At 49.3% G+C, this 13,363-nt stretch carries 10 protein-coding genes and 2 pseudogenes; all 12 read right to left on the reverse strand.

Annotated features, from left to right (window positions below; genetic code table 11):
• Nucleotides 1-117: 117 nt before the first annotated feature.
• The 12 genes and pseudogenes from pyrE to lspA all read right to left on the reverse strand — a co-directional run bounded on the left by pyrE (nucleotide 118) and on the right by lspA (nucleotide 13,154).
• Nucleotides 118-744 (reverse strand): orotate phosphoribosyltransferase, encoded by a 627-nt coding sequence (gene pyrE / locus L0M13_RS11380; protein WP_235196611.1) that lies wholly within the window; start codon nucleotides 742-744, stop codon nucleotides 118-120.
• Nucleotides 744-1,430, reverse strand: coding sequence for an orotidine-5'-phosphate decarboxylase (gene pyrF / locus L0M13_RS11385; RefSeq protein WP_235196612.1), 687 nt, complete (start codon nucleotides 1,428-1,430; stop codon nucleotides 744-746). Before pyrF ends, pyrE begins: the two co-directional genes overlap by 1 nt.
• Entirely contained in the window at nucleotides 1,427-2,341 is a 915-nt protein-coding gene (locus L0M13_RS11390; RefSeq protein WP_235196613.1) for a dihydroorotate dehydrogenase, read from the reverse strand. Before L0M13_RS11390 ends, pyrF begins: the two co-directional genes overlap by 4 nt.
• A pseudogene (locus tag L0M13_RS11395) lies at nucleotides 2,338-3,104 on the reverse strand (dihydroorotate dehydrogenase electron transfer subunit). Before L0M13_RS11395 ends, L0M13_RS11390 begins: the two are co-directional and overlap by 4 nt.
• Nucleotides 3,101-6,289: a carbamoyl-phosphate synthase large subunit gene (gene carB, locus L0M13_RS11400; RefSeq protein WP_235196614.1), complete on the reverse strand. Its 3,189-nt coding sequence runs from the start codon at nucleotides 6,287-6,289 to the stop codon at nucleotides 3,101-3,103. The pseudogene L0M13_RS11395 and the gene carB overlap by 4 nt, the downstream one beginning before the upstream one ends.
• Nucleotides 6,282-7,379, reverse strand: a complete 1,098-nt coding sequence (locus tag L0M13_RS11405) for a carbamoyl phosphate synthase small subunit (protein ID WP_235199316.1) — start codon at nucleotides 7,377-7,379, stop codon at nucleotides 6,282-6,284. Before L0M13_RS11405 ends, carB begins: the two co-directional genes overlap by 8 nt.
• Nucleotides 7,376-8,654 (reverse strand): annotated as a pseudogene (locus tag L0M13_RS11410) (dihydroorotase). Before L0M13_RS11410 ends, L0M13_RS11405 begins: the two are co-directional and overlap by 4 nt.
• Before the next feature lie 2 nt (nucleotides 8,655-8,656).
• Entirely contained in the window at nucleotides 8,657-9,526 is an 870-nt protein-coding gene (locus L0M13_RS11415) for an aspartate carbamoyltransferase catalytic subunit (protein ID WP_235199317.1), read from the reverse strand.
• A gap of 134 nt (nucleotides 9,527-9,660) precedes the next feature.
• Nucleotides 9,661-10,947 carry a solute carrier family 23 protein gene (locus L0M13_RS11420; RefSeq protein ID WP_235196615.1) on the reverse strand — a complete coding sequence of 429 codons (1,287 nt, stop codon included), beginning with the start codon at nucleotides 10,945-10,947 and terminating at the stop codon, nucleotides 9,661-9,663.
• 19 nt (nucleotides 10,948-10,966) lie between these two features.
• Entirely contained in the window at nucleotides 10,967-11,506 is a 540-nt protein-coding gene (gene pyrR / locus L0M13_RS11425) for a bifunctional pyr operon transcriptional regulator/uracil phosphoribosyltransferase PyrR (RefSeq protein WP_235196616.1), read from the reverse strand.
• A 260-nt stretch (nucleotides 11,507-11,766) separates the two neighbouring features.
• On the reverse strand, nucleotides 11,767-12,678 hold the full coding sequence (locus L0M13_RS11430; RefSeq protein WP_235196617.1) for an RluA family pseudouridine synthase: 912 nt from the start codon (nucleotides 12,676-12,678) through the stop codon (nucleotides 11,767-11,769).
• Nucleotides 12,678-13,154: a signal peptidase II gene (gene lspA / locus L0M13_RS11435; protein WP_235196618.1), complete on the reverse strand. Its 477-nt coding sequence runs from the start codon at nucleotides 13,152-13,154 to the stop codon at nucleotides 12,678-12,680. The genes L0M13_RS11430 and lspA overlap by 1 nt, the downstream gene beginning before the upstream one ends.
• Nucleotides 13,155-13,363: the final 209 nt, after the last annotated feature.

Genomic DNA, 13,363 nt, shown 5'->3' on the forward strand with positions numbered 1-13,363 from the left:
TAACAAAAAACGGCTGAAAAATCATGGAATTCCAAGAATTCCTCTCAAATAAAACTCCGTTTCCCTATTACCGAAAAAAAGCGGGCCGCATGGGCCAGCTTTTAGTATTTCCTGCTTTTACTTTAAGGTGCCTGCCTTTAATCGTTCATGCCAATCGGCAAGCATCGGCAAATCCTTTTCCTGAATGGCGCCGTTTGCTCTCGCTTCCTCAACAAGCGCCGGAAAATCCGTCAGTGTATGGAACGTAAATCCAGCCGCCGTGATGGCTTCAATCGACTGCGGCAAATCGTATGTAAAAATAGCGGCAATCCCGAGCACTTCAAAACCAGCCGCTTTTAATCCTTCAGCTGCTTGAAGAACCGAGCCCCCTTTGGAAATCAAATCCTCGACAACAACCACTTTTTTGCCTGTCTCGATTTTCCCTTCGACCATATTGCCTTGGCCGTGCTCTTTTGGTTTGGAACGAACGTAGACCATCGGCAAATTGAGCCTGTCGCTGACCCAGGCAGCATGCGGAATCCCCGCTGTCGCTGTTCCCGCTACCACTTCACATTCCGGATAGAATTCCTCGATCAATTCGGCCAAGCCTTTGGCGATTTCTTTTCGCACTTCCGGATAAGACATGGTGAGGCGGTTGTCGCAATATATCGGTGATTGGACACCGGATGCCCAAGTGAACGGATTTTCCGGACGCAATTCAACGGCTCCGATAGTAAGTAATTGGCGTGCAATATGCTGTTTCATCATTCACCGCTCCATTCTTTTTTAATCTGGCTATAGGCTGCAGCGGAATTTCCCGCTTTTGTGACCGCTCTACCAACAACGATATGCGTTGATCCTTGTTCTTTCGCTGCTGTCGGCGTCGCCACCCGTTTTTGGTCATCTGCAGCCGACCCGGCTAAGCGGATCCCTGGCGTCACTTTTAAAAACGCATCTCCGCAGTCCCTTGCAATCGCCGATGACTCAAGCACGGAACAGACGACACCGTCTAATCCTGCGCGCTTCGCCTGTTTTGCATAATGCAGGACCGATTCTTCCAGGCTGACATAAATCAGCTGGTCTTCGTGCATCTGCGTTTCATCTGTTGACGTCAATTGCGTCACGGCGATCAATTGAGTGGCTGAACCGGCTAATCCCCGTTTCGCCGCTTTCATCATTTCCAAACCGCCTGCCGCGTGGACATTGGTCAAATCGACGCCCAGTTTTGCGAGTCCGCGCATTGCGGCTTCTACCGTATTTGGAATATCATGCAGTTTTAAATCGAGGAAGATCTGGTGGCCCATCGATTTAATCATTTTAACAAGTTCAGGTCCTTCCTGATAGAAAAGTTCCATGCCGACTTTCACGAAAAGCGGATCATCAAACTGTGCCAAAAATTTTTCGACTTGCTCTTTTGAAGAAAAATCTAACGCAATAATGGGTTTATTCACAAGCGATGGCTCCTTCCGATTAATTCTTCTGCCGAATCAAATCCGAGTTCATGCAGCCTTTCAGGCAGCTTTTCGATGATTTCCGTACAAACGAACGGATTGACGAAATTAGCCGTGCCCACAGCTACTGCGCTTGCACCTGCTGACAGGAAGTCGATGGCATCGTCGACATTCGTTATACCGCCCATGCCGATAATTGGCAGATCCGTATGCTGGCTCACTTCATAGACCATGCGAAGCGCGACCGGCTTGATGGCAGGGCCTGACAATCCCCCTGTGATATTCGCGATGACCGGCCGGCCGGTTTTCGTATCCATGCGCATGCCAAGCAAAGTATTGATCATCGTGATGCCATCCGCACCGCCTGCTTCGACCGCTTTGGCGATTGATACGATATTCGTGACATTCGGAGACAGTTTAATGTATACCGGCACAGAAGAGACAGCTTTTACCGCCTGTGTAAGTTCGCGCGCCACGTCCGGATCTGTGCCGAATGTAATGCCCCCTTGTTTGACGTTCGGACAGGAAATGTTGATTTCGAGCGCGTGAACATTCGGCGCTTTCGAAATTTCCTTTGCCACTTCCACATAGTCTTCCGTCGTCGTTCCGGCAACGTTGGCAATGATCGGCACGTCGAATTGTTCTAGCCATGGAAGTTCAGAACCGAGGACTCCTGCGAGCCCCGGATTTTGCAGCCCGATGGCATTCAGCATGCCGGAAGCAGTTTCTGCAACGCGTGGCGTCGGATTGCCAAGCCGTGTTTCAACTGTCGTCGCTTTGATCATGATCGCGCCAAGTTGGGACAAATCGTAGAGCTGCGCATATTCTTTCCCGAAGCCGAAGCAGCCGGATGCCGGCATGATCGGATTCTTTAACTCGAGTCCTGGAAGCTTTATCGCTAAATTCGTCATGAAATCACTACCCCCGCCTGAAATACCGGTCCATCTGAACAAACCTTGATGTAATCCGTTTCGCTTTTCGTCGTTCGGCAGACGCAGGCGAAGCAAGCGCCGATGCCGCAGCCCATCCGCTGTTCATATGACAAGAACCCTTTTTTCTCCGGATATGCCCATTGCACCGCTTCAAGCATCGCCGTCGGTCCGCAGCTGAAATAGGCATCAAAATCTTTCGGCAGCTCGTTCAAAATATGCGTCACAAAACCTTGGGTTCCGTGCGAGCCGTCGACCGTCGCAATATGGGTGTCGCCGAGACTTTTAAATTCTGCTTCATAAAAAACGGCGTCTTTGCTTTCAAAGCCTAGAATATGCACCGTTTCAATGCCGCGTTCATTGAGCGCTTTCGACAATTCGTATAAAGGCGGCACGCCGATTCCCCCACCGATCAAATAAGCTTTTTTCGCAGCTTCTTCGACCGGAAAGCCGTTGCCAAGCGGACCCAATACATCGAGGCCATCGCCGGGCTTTTTTCAGCCAATAAATTCGTGCCTCTTCCTTCCGCTCGGTAGATCATCGTGAATTGCTGCTTTTCCTTGTCGTAGGATGCGACAGATATCGGACGGCGGAGCAGCGGTTCATAGCTATCCGCTACCCGTATATGGACAAACTGTCCCGGAGCCATCATATCGTTTACGAGATCTCCTTCGACCGTCAGTTCAAAAATGCGCTTGGCGATTTCCTGTTGGCTGACGATCTTCATATGCTGTTGCCGAATCATACGCCTGCCCCCATTTCCTCCGCAGAGAAGGTCATCGATTCGATAACGCGGAGCATCGCTTCCGCTGTATCCAGTGAAGTCAGGCACGGAATGCCGTTTTCCACCGATTCCCGGCGAATCCGGAAGCCGTCGCGTTCCGGCTGCTTGCCTTTCGTCAATGTATTGATGACAAGCTGGGCACGGCCATTTTGGATGACATCGATCAAAGTTTGGCCATCTGAACCGATTTTTCCGACAGTCGACACATTGATTCCTGCGCTTTCCAGCGTGCTCGCTGTGCCTTCGGTCGCCATGATATGGTAGCCGATTGCTGTAAAACGCTTCGCTAAGCCAATTGCTTCCTCTTTATCTTTATCGGAAATGGTCATCAGCACCGTCCCGTGGTCTTTTATTTCCATACCAGCTGCCACTAGGCCTTTATAAAGCGCTTTTTCCAGCGTGGAATCTTTGCCCATGACTTCCCCGGTCGATTTCATCTCTGGCCCGAGTGTGATGTCGACGCGGCGCAGTTTTGCAAAAGAAAACACCGGCACCTTCACGTAGACGCCTTTTGAAAGCGGTGCAAGTCCTGGCGTGAATCCTTGTTCTTTGATGCCATGGCCGAGGATCGCTTTCATCGCAATATTGGCCATCGGAATGGCTGTAATTTTACTCATGAAAGGCACAGTCCGGCTTGAACGCGGATTGACTTCAATGACAAATACTTCGCCTTTCGAGATGACGTATTGGATATTCAGCAAGCCTACAATATTCAAGCCTTTCGCTAAGCGGGTCGTATAATCCACCAAGGTATCCAAAAGCACTTGCGAAATATTCTGCGTCGGGTAGACGGCAATCGAATCGCCCGAATGTACGCCTGCGCGTTCGATATGTTCCATAATGCCTGGGATCAGCACGTCTTCTCCGTCTGAAATGGCATCTACTTCGATTTCGATTCCCGTCAAGTAGCGGTCAACTAGTACAGGGTGTTCCGGGCTTGCTTCGACTGCATGTTCCATATAATGGCTCAAGTCATTTTCGTTGTAGACAATTTCCATCGCCCGTCCGCCGAGCACATAAGATGGCCGTACTAAGACCGGGTAGCCGATTTCATTGGCAATCACAATCGCTTCTTCAGCAGAAATCGCCGTTTTTCCAAGCGGCTGCGGAATGCCGATTTCGTGAAGGGCCGCTTCGAACTTATTGCGGTTTTCTGCACGGTCAAGATCTTCTAGCGAAGTACCCAGAATCTTCACTCCGTTTTGCTCCAGCTTTTCAGCAAGGTTAATTGCCGTCTGGCCACCGAATTGGACCACGACGCCTTTTGGCTGTTCGATTTCAATGATATGCATGACATCTTCAACCGTTAACGGTTCAAAGTATAATTTGTCTGAGATGGAGAAATCCGTCGAAACCGTCTCTGGGTTGTTATTGATGATGATTGCTTCATAGCCTGCTTCTTTGATCGCCCATACCGAGTGCACAGTGGCGTAGTCGAATTCAACTCCTTGGCCGATGCGGATCGGTCCGGATCCAAGGACGATGATGCTTTCTTTTTCCGTACGGATGGACTCATTTTCATCTTCGTATGTTCCGTAGAAATACGGCGTTTCCGATTCAAATTCAGCTGCGCACGTGTCCACCATTTTATAGACGGGCATCAGTTTTTGTTCTTTTCGCCAGTTGTAGACTTGTTGCTCCGGCACTTCCCACAGCTTCGCAATCGTCTTATCCGCAAAGCCCATGCGCTTCGCTTTCTTCGCTATGCCGAAATCAAAACGATTCGCTTGAAGCACATTTTCATACTGCACGATATTCGAGAACTTCTTCAGGAAGAATAAATCAATCTGGCTCCAGTCGTGGATTGTTTCGATTGAAACGCCGCGGCGCAGCGCTTCGCCGATAAAGAACAAACGCTCATCGCCTGCACGGCGGATGCGCTTCTCGATCCATTCGTCGCTCATCGCTTCCGCCTTTTTCAAGTCCAAGTGAAATTGGCCGGTTTCCAGTGAGCGAACCGCCTTTAAGATCGCTTCTTCAAACGAGCGGCCCATCGCCATGACTTCCCCTGTCGCTTTCATCTGAGTCCCTAGATTGCGTTTTGCCGACTCGAATTTATCAAATGGCCAACGTGGAATTTTCGCTACCACGTAGTCAAGCGCCGGTTCAAACGCTGCATAGGTGCGGCCCGTTACCGGGTTCATCATTTCATCAAGCGTCAGTCCGACCGCAATTTTTGCAGCAAGTTTCGCAATCGGGTAGCCGGTCGCTTTTGATGCAAGCGCCGATGAACGGCTGACACGCGGATTGACTTCAATGATGTAGTAATTGAAGCTATACGGGTCAAGCGCTAACTGGACATTGCAGCCGCCTTCTATTTTCAAGGCACGGATGATTTTCAGCGATACATTCCGAAGCATCTGGTATTCCCGGTCAGACAAGGTCTGGCTCGGTGCCACCACAATTGAATCGCCTGTATGGATACCGACCGGGTCGATATTTTCCATGTTGCAGACAACAATCGCTGTGTCATTTGCGTCGCGCATCACTTCGTATTCGATTTCCTTGAAGCCCGCAATCGATTTTTCCAATAGGCACTGGGTAACCGGGCTGTATTTCAACCCGCTCGTCACGATTTCCTGAAGGTCTTCATCGTTGTGGCAAATTCCGCCGCCTGTTCCACCGAGTGTAAATGCCGGGCGGACAATGACTGGATAGCCGATGCGTTCAACAAAGGTTTTTGCTTCCTCTAAGTTGTGGATAATATCGGAATCCGGAACCGGTTCGCCGAGTTCGTTCATCAAAGTACGGAACAAATCACGGTCTTCCGCTTTATGGATCGCTTCCAGCTTCGTCCCTAAAATTTCAATCCCCAGTTCATCAAGAATGCCCGACTCATCAAGTTCAATCGCCATGTTCAATCCTGTTTGGCCGCCCAATGTCGGCAGCAAGGCATCCGGCCGCTCTTTTCGGAGAATCCGGCTGACAAAATCCAATGTGATGGGTTCGATATAAACTTTATCCGCGATTTCCGTATCGGTCATGATGGTTGCCGGATTGGAATTGATCAAAATCACCCGGTATCCTTCTTCTTTCAGCGCGAGGCAGGCTTGCGTCCCTGCATAGTCAAATTCTGCTGCTTGGCCGATGACGATCGGACCCGATCCGATGACGAGTATACTTTGGATATCTTGTCTTTTAGGCATATTGCTGCTCCTTTCGAGTTGCGTTCATGATGTCGATGAAACGGTCGAACAAGTAATTGGAATCTTCCGGTCCAGGCGATGACTCCGGGTGGTACTGCACCGTGAAAGCCGGGTAGTCCATATGGCAAAGCCCTTCATTCGTGCCATCGTTGATGGCTTGGTGCGTCACTTTCAGACGCGTTCCTTGCAGCGTATTTTCATCTACTGCGTAGCCGTGGTTCTGGGAAGTGATTTCGATCCGTCCGGTAGTCAGATCTTTTACCGGGTGGTTGCCTCCCCGGTGGCCGAATTTCAATTTGAAGGTTTCAGCCCCACAAGCGCGGGCAAATAATTGATGCCCCAAACAGATTCCGAAAATCGGAACTTCACCAAGCAATTCGCGGACAACTTCCACGCATTCTTCTACGTTTTTCGGGTCTCCCGGTCCGTTTGACAGCATGACGCCGTCCGGGCCCCAAGCGAGAATTTCCCGAGATGTTGTATTATAAGGAACCACGATCACGTCGCAATCGCGTTTATTGAGTTCCCGCAATATGCCGTGTTTCATGCCGTAGTCGATCAGAACAACCCGTTTTCCGCGACCTGGGCTTGGATACGGCCGCGCTGTTGAAACCTTGGCCACCTGATCAGTCGGCAATTCCGTCTCTTGCAGTTTGGCGACAATTTCTACTGCGTCCACCGTCTCTACGGCTGCTGTCAAAATCCCTTTGATGGAGCCTTTTGAACGGATCAAACGCGTCAATTTCCGCGTATCGATTTCTGCGATCCCCGGAATTCCTTTTATCCGGAATAAGTCATCCAATGTCGTATTGCAGCGGAAGTTCGATGGAAATTCAGCCGCTTCCCGGACGACCATTCCTTTTACAGCCGGTTCGATCGATTCGAAATCATCGCTGTTGATGCCGTAATTGCCGATCAACGGATAGGTCATGGTGACGATTTGCCCGCAGTAAGATGGGTCTGAGAGGATTTCCTGATACCCGGTCATGCTCGTATTGAACACCACTTCGCCGACCGATGCCCCTTCACTGCCGAATGCTGTTCCTTCAAATACCGTTCCGTCTTCCAAGATTAAATAGCGTTTCATTATTTTTCCCCCTCCTGCCAAACGATTTGTCCTCCGAAAATGGTCATTGCCGGCCATCCCTTACAGGTCCATCCGTTAAATGGTGTGTTTTTGCCTTTCGACAGAAATGCCTCCGCGTCGATTTTCTGTTCTTTGTCAAGCTCGAGCAAAACCAGGTCTGCAATTCCGCCTTCTTCCATCGTTCCATACGGCAAGTTGAAAGTCCGGCTTGGCTTCACCGTCAGCCAATCGATCAATTGTGCGAGCGTCCATTTCCCGGTTTCGACAAATTGTGTATAAAGAAGCGGAAACGCTGTTTCAAATCCCACAATGCCGAATGGCGCTTTTTCCATGCCGTTCGATTTCTCTTGGACCGTATGCGGTGCGTGGTCCGTCGCAATAAAATCAATCGTGCCGTCGAGCAACCCTTCATGGAGCGCTTCTAAATCTTCTTTCGCGCGAAGCGGCGGATTCATTTTGTAATTCGCCTCGTTCCCTGGAATATCATCTTCAGTCATCAACAAATGGTGCGGCGTCACTTCAGCCGTCACTCGGATGCCTGCCCTGCTTTGCATCGCGGATCACTCTCACCGATTCTTTCGTCGAAACATGGCAAACATGGTAATGGGCGCCGGCTGCTTCAGCGAGCAGCACGTCCCGTGCAATATGTACAGATTCCGCGATTGAAGGAATGCCTTTTAGCCCTAGCTCTTTGTTTCGCTTCCCTTCATGCATCACCCCGTCGTATATGAGGCTATTGTCTTCGCAATGCGCGACAACCGCCATGTCAATCTTTGCTGCATCCTGCATCGTTTCGTACATCATGCCCGCTTCCTGGATTCCCACTCCGTCATCCGTGAAAGCAAAAGCACCGTGTTCTTTCAATTCTGCGAGATTCGTGCGCTCTTTGCCCGCTTCCCGGATCGTAATCGAAGCATAAGGCAATACCCGGATCACCGCGTTCTTTTCAATCAACCCATTCACATGCTGCAGATTTTCTTTCGTATCCGGCACTGGGCGTGTATTCGGCATCGCACTGATTGTCGTATAGCCGCCTTTTGCCGCTGATTGCGTGCCGCTTGCGATTGTCTCTTTTTGCTCGCCGCCCGGCTCCCGTAAATGCACATGTACATCCACAAATCCCGGAGCGATCAATCGGCCATGGCCGTCGATTTCGGGTTCTCCCTGTGCTGCCAGTTCAGTTCCGATTTCTTCAATCCGTCCATTCCTGATGCGGATAGCTGCAGGTGCCAATTCTCCATCTTTTAGCATGTTTACGTTTTTAATGAATAAGTTCATGGTTACACTCTCCCTTTCATTGCGTATTCAAGTACCGCCATCCGGATAAAGACGCCGTTTTCCATTTGTTTGAAGATCCGTGAACGGCTGCATTCAACAAGACAATCCGAGATTTCAACTCCTCTATTAATTGGAGCTGGGTGCATAATGATCGCCCCGTCTTTCATTTTCCGCTCACGCTCTAAGGTTAGCCCGTATTGCTCGTGGTAATGCTCTTTCGAAAATAAGGCCGATACGGCGTGGCGTTCGTGCTGGACGCGGAGCATCATCACCACATCCGTCGTTTCAATAAAGTCATCCAGCTGTTCAGATGTTTTGTATCCGCCACTCCATTCGTCCGGACAGACAAAGGAAACTCTTGCACCTAATTTTTCTAAAGCTGCTGCATTCGATTTGGCCACTCGACTATGGGCGATATCCCCGACAATCGTCACGTGGATGCCCCCGATTTTGCCGAACTCCTGGTAGATCGTGAAGAGGTCGAGCAAAGACTGCGTCGGGTGCTGGCCGGAGCCGTCTCCGCCGTTGATGACTGGAATCTTGCATCCGGCGAGCTGTTCGTAATACGCTTCTTCTTCGTGGCGGATTATGACTCCATCGACTCCGATCGCTTCAAAAGTTTTGACTGTATCGTAGAGCGTTTCTCCCTTCAACACGCTCGAGAAAGCTGTTTCAAATGGCAGGACCGTCAAACCCATTTTATGCTCCGCCATTTCAAAGCTCATTTTGGTCCGGGTGCTCGGTTCGAAAAACAAGTTCACGACCGTGCCGGTCATCGGCTGGCTTTTGCCGCTTTTGAATTCGCCTGCCCGCTCTAATAAATGCATGATGGTTTCATTGTCTAAGGTGTTCATTGTCAGTACGTCCGGCATGTCCATCCATCCTCTCTTCATTTCAGCTATAAAAAAACACCTTCCTGAGGCAAGGAAGGTGTGAGGAAATAAGGGCATAGCGAGCCCGTGATCCAAACCTTTCCATGCCTCTCTGGACATTCATTAAAAGGTGATTATTCAGTTCCGTCGTCAATTTCTTCTTTATTTCGTCCCGGCAAGATCAAGTTCAGCAAGACCCCGATGATGGCAGCCAATGCCATTCCTTCAACTGAGAACGCTTCGCTAAATTCAATTTTCGCGCCGCCGATCCCAATGACCAGGATGACCGATGAAATCACGAGATTTCGTTTGTCCCCGAAATCGATGCCGTTATCGACCAGCATGCGAAGGCCGGAAGAAGCGATGATCCCGAACAGCAAGATGGAAATGCCGCCAAGCACCGCTGTCGGAATAGTGTCGATCACCGCCATTACTTTCCCGAGGAAGGAAAAGATGATGGCGAAGACAGCAGCTCCTAAAATCACGTAGACGCTGTAGACGCGTGTGATGGCGAGTACGCCGATGTTCTCGCCGTAAGTGGTCTTCGGAGGTCCGCCGACCAGTGAAGAGATAAAAGTTCCAATGCCGTCACCCAGAATCGAGCGATGCAATCCCGGATCTTTTATGTAATTTCGTTTCACGATTTTTCCGAGCACAAGCTGATGCCCGATATGTTCTGATATGGTGACAATCGCAATCGGCACCATGACAAACAGCAAAGTCGGTGTCACTGTGAAGGAATAATCCGCTCCTGGAATCAGGAAGTCCGGCACTGCAAACCAGTTGGCTTCGGTGATTGCCGTGTAGTCGATGATTCCGATAATCGCTGAGTAAATATAGCCGACGATAATTCCGATTAAAATCGGCATCAAGCTGATGATGTTCTTGAAATAGATGTTGCTAATGATGGCAGTAATCAGGGTTACGAGCGCTGCTGAGAAATGCTTGAAGCTATACTGACTGACTTCGTTGACCGTGATGTTCATCGCCATGTCGACTGCTGTTCCAGACAAGGCCAGTCCGATCACGATAATGACCGGTCCGACAACAATCGGCGGAAGGAGTTGCATGAGCCAGTGGTAGCCGGTTTTCCAGATGACTAAGGCGACAATCGCGTAGACGAGTGACACAAACATGGCGCCGATCATCGCCGATCCGATGCCGCCAGTTTCAGTCGCAATCGTTATCGGGACAATAAATGCAAAGGAAGATCCCAGATAAGCGGGTACTTTAAATTGTGTGATGATGATGAAGATGATGGTCGCAATTCCACTTGTTAAGAGAGCAATCGCCGGGCTCAAGCCGACTAATTGCGGTACCAGGATGGTTGCGCCGAACATGGCGAACATATGCTGCAAGCTCAATGAAATCCATTGGCCTGCTTTTGGTTTGTCTTTTACATCTAAAATCGCGTCAGTCACAATCTGTTCTCCCCTATTCTTAAACGTGTATCGCGACGCGGTCATTGCCGTCGCTTTCCATCATTTGGACGACTATCCGTTCTTCACTTGAAGTCGGGATGTTCTTGCCGACAAAGTCTGCCCGGATCGGCAGTTCCCGGTGCCCCCGGTCAATCAAGACCGCGAGTTGAATCTGCGAAGGGCGGCCAAGATCCATTACGGCATCCATGGCCGCTCTCACCGTTCTTCCCGTGTAGAGCACATCGTCCACCAGCACGACTTTCTTACTCGAAATATTGTGTTCGATGTCGACTTGCTGGACGAGCGGTTCCTGATTCTTATGCTTCAGGCTTAAATCATCGCGGTAAAGCGTGATGTCGAGTTCCCCTTTTAAAATCGGCTTGCCTTCAATCTGCTCAATTTTTTCTGCGAGCCGCTGGGCGAGGAATGTTCCCCGTGTTTTGATGCCGACCAATATGCATTCGTCGATTCCTTTATTGCGTTCGATTATTTCATGCGCAATGCGGGTAATCGCTCGGGCAATGGCTTTCTCATCTAAAATTTCTGCTTTTTCAACCATGGTTTTCTCTCCTTTTCCAAATAAGAAAAGCGCAAGCGCCCGTCTAGACACCGGAAGCGCAATTCTAATTTCTATACTTTCTTATTCAACTAAAAAATCCTCTTGCCAGAAAGGCAAGAGGATAGATGCGCAGAAAAATTCAGCACGGAAGACAGTCTTCCGGCTTAGCGTATGTACCTTCTCAGCCTCTCTGGACTGTTATTAAAGGTGTTTCGTATTCGATTGGTTTTTTCAAGTATAAAGAACAACGTGGCGGTTTGTCAATCCTTCTCTCGAAGAGATTCCAAAAGCTCCGCAAATTCTGCCGGGGGTTCCGCCGAGAATTCCATGTATTCTCCAGTCTTCGGATGATTGAATCCGATCACTTCTGCATGAAGCGCCTGGCCTCCGATGTCCATCGTTTTCCGTGGTCCGTACTTCGGATCTCCGACAAGCGGGAAGCCGATATACTTCATATGGACGCGGATTTGATGGGTACGGCCTGTTTCCAGACGACATTCAACAAGCGTGAAATTGCCGAAGCGTTCAAGCACGCGGAAATGCGTGACAGCATGCTTGCCTTTATCGACAACTGACATGTTCTGGCGCTCTTTCGGGTCACGCGCAATCGGTGCGTCAATCGTGCCTTTGTCATGCGGTATATGGCCATGGACAAGCGCCACATATTTGCGCGTCACGGTCTTTTTCACCAATTGATCCACCAACGAGTGGTGGGATGCATCATTTTTAGCGACCATCAATAAGCCCGATGTATCTTTGTCGATGCGGTGGACGATTCCAGGGCGAACGACACCGTTAATGCCTGATAAATCGTTGCAATGATGCATCAATCCGTTAACTAGAGTTCCTTGGGAATGGCCTGGAGCCGGATGGACCACCATTCCTTTTGGTTTATTCACTACTAAAACGTCTGCGTCTTCATAGACAATCTCCAGATTCAAATCTTCCGGGACAACGTCCAGTTCTTCTAGAATCGGCGGAGTCGCTATAATGATATCTTCTAGCCGCACTTTGTAATTTGGTTTGACGATTTCGCCGTTGACTTTGATGGCACCGTCTTTGACCCAGTTCGCAATCTGCGAACGCGACCAGTCTTCATCCATAGCTGAAACCACTTTATCGATGCGTTCTCCAGCCATTTCTTCTGTAATTTCTAACGTTAAATCTTCCATTAAGACACCTTTTTCTTTTCTTGTTTTTCGTCATAAATGACAAATATAATCATCAGCACAACGCCGACGGTCAATGCGGCATCCGCTACATTGAATATCGGAAAATCATAATTGATGATCGGGATTAATACATCTACAAAATCGACAACTTCTCCACGGAGCATCCGGTCGATGAAATTTCCGACCGCTCCGCCAAGGATAATCATTAAACTCAATTGGAATAATGGCTGCCCTTTTGCGTGTTTATGGAAATAATAAAGAATGCCGATAATAACCGCTATCGTAATGATGGCGAAAAGCCACATTTTGCCTTCCAGCATGCCCCAGGCTGCCCCTCGGTTCCGGTGAGATAGCCACGCTAAATAAGGTTCAATTACCGGGATGCGCTCGCCTAACTCCATATGTTTCAATACTAGCCATTTTGTCCACTGATCGGCTGCAACGATCAGCAATGCAATTCCATAATAAATAAACATGTGTTTCCCCCGTCAATTCATCAGTCAGTTTATTTTAACACATCCCCCGATAAAAAAGTATGCGGGCGAAAGCATGCTTATTTTTTCTTACCAGAAGTGCGAGGTGGAAAGATCCTCATATGTTATCTAGTATTTTCATTTACTTCCCTTGAAGGTCGAAATACTTTCCACTCAATAATTTGGAAATAAAAACAGGAAGAACCTGATTC

Source organism: Planococcus sp. 107-1 (genome assembly GCF_021513255.1).
In the GTDB taxonomy this organism is placed as follows: Bacteria; Bacillota; Bacilli; order Bacillales_A; family Planococcaceae; genus Planococcus.

Excerpts from the sequence above, each read along its gene's own strand:
- pyrE (WP_235196611.1), bottom strand. The coding sequence starts at position 744 with ATGAAACAGCATATTGCACGCCAATTACTTACTATCGGAGCCGTTGAA.
- L0M13_RS11390 (WP_235196613.1), bottom strand. The coding sequence starts at position 2,341 with ATGACGAATTTAGCGATAAAGCTTCCAGGACTCGAGTTAAAGAATCCG.
- carB (WP_235196614.1), bottom strand. The coding sequence starts at position 6,289 with ATGCCTAAAAGACAAGATATCCAAAGTATACTCGTCATCGGATCGGGT.
- L0M13_RS11415 (WP_235199317.1), bottom strand. The coding sequence starts at position 9,526 with ATGCCGGACGTACTGACAATGAACACCTTAGACAATGAAACCATCATG.
- pyrR (WP_235196616.1), bottom strand. The coding sequence starts at position 11,506 with ATGGTTGAAAAAGCAGAAATTTTAGATGAGAAAGCCATTGCCCGAGCG.
- L0M13_RS11430 (WP_235196617.1), bottom strand. The coding sequence starts at position 12,678 with ATGGAAGATTTAACGTTAGAAATTACAGAAGAAATGGCTGGAGAACGC.
- lspA (WP_235196618.1), bottom strand. The coding sequence starts at position 13,154 with ATGTTTATTTATTATGGAATTGCATTGCTGATCGTTGCAGCCGATCAG.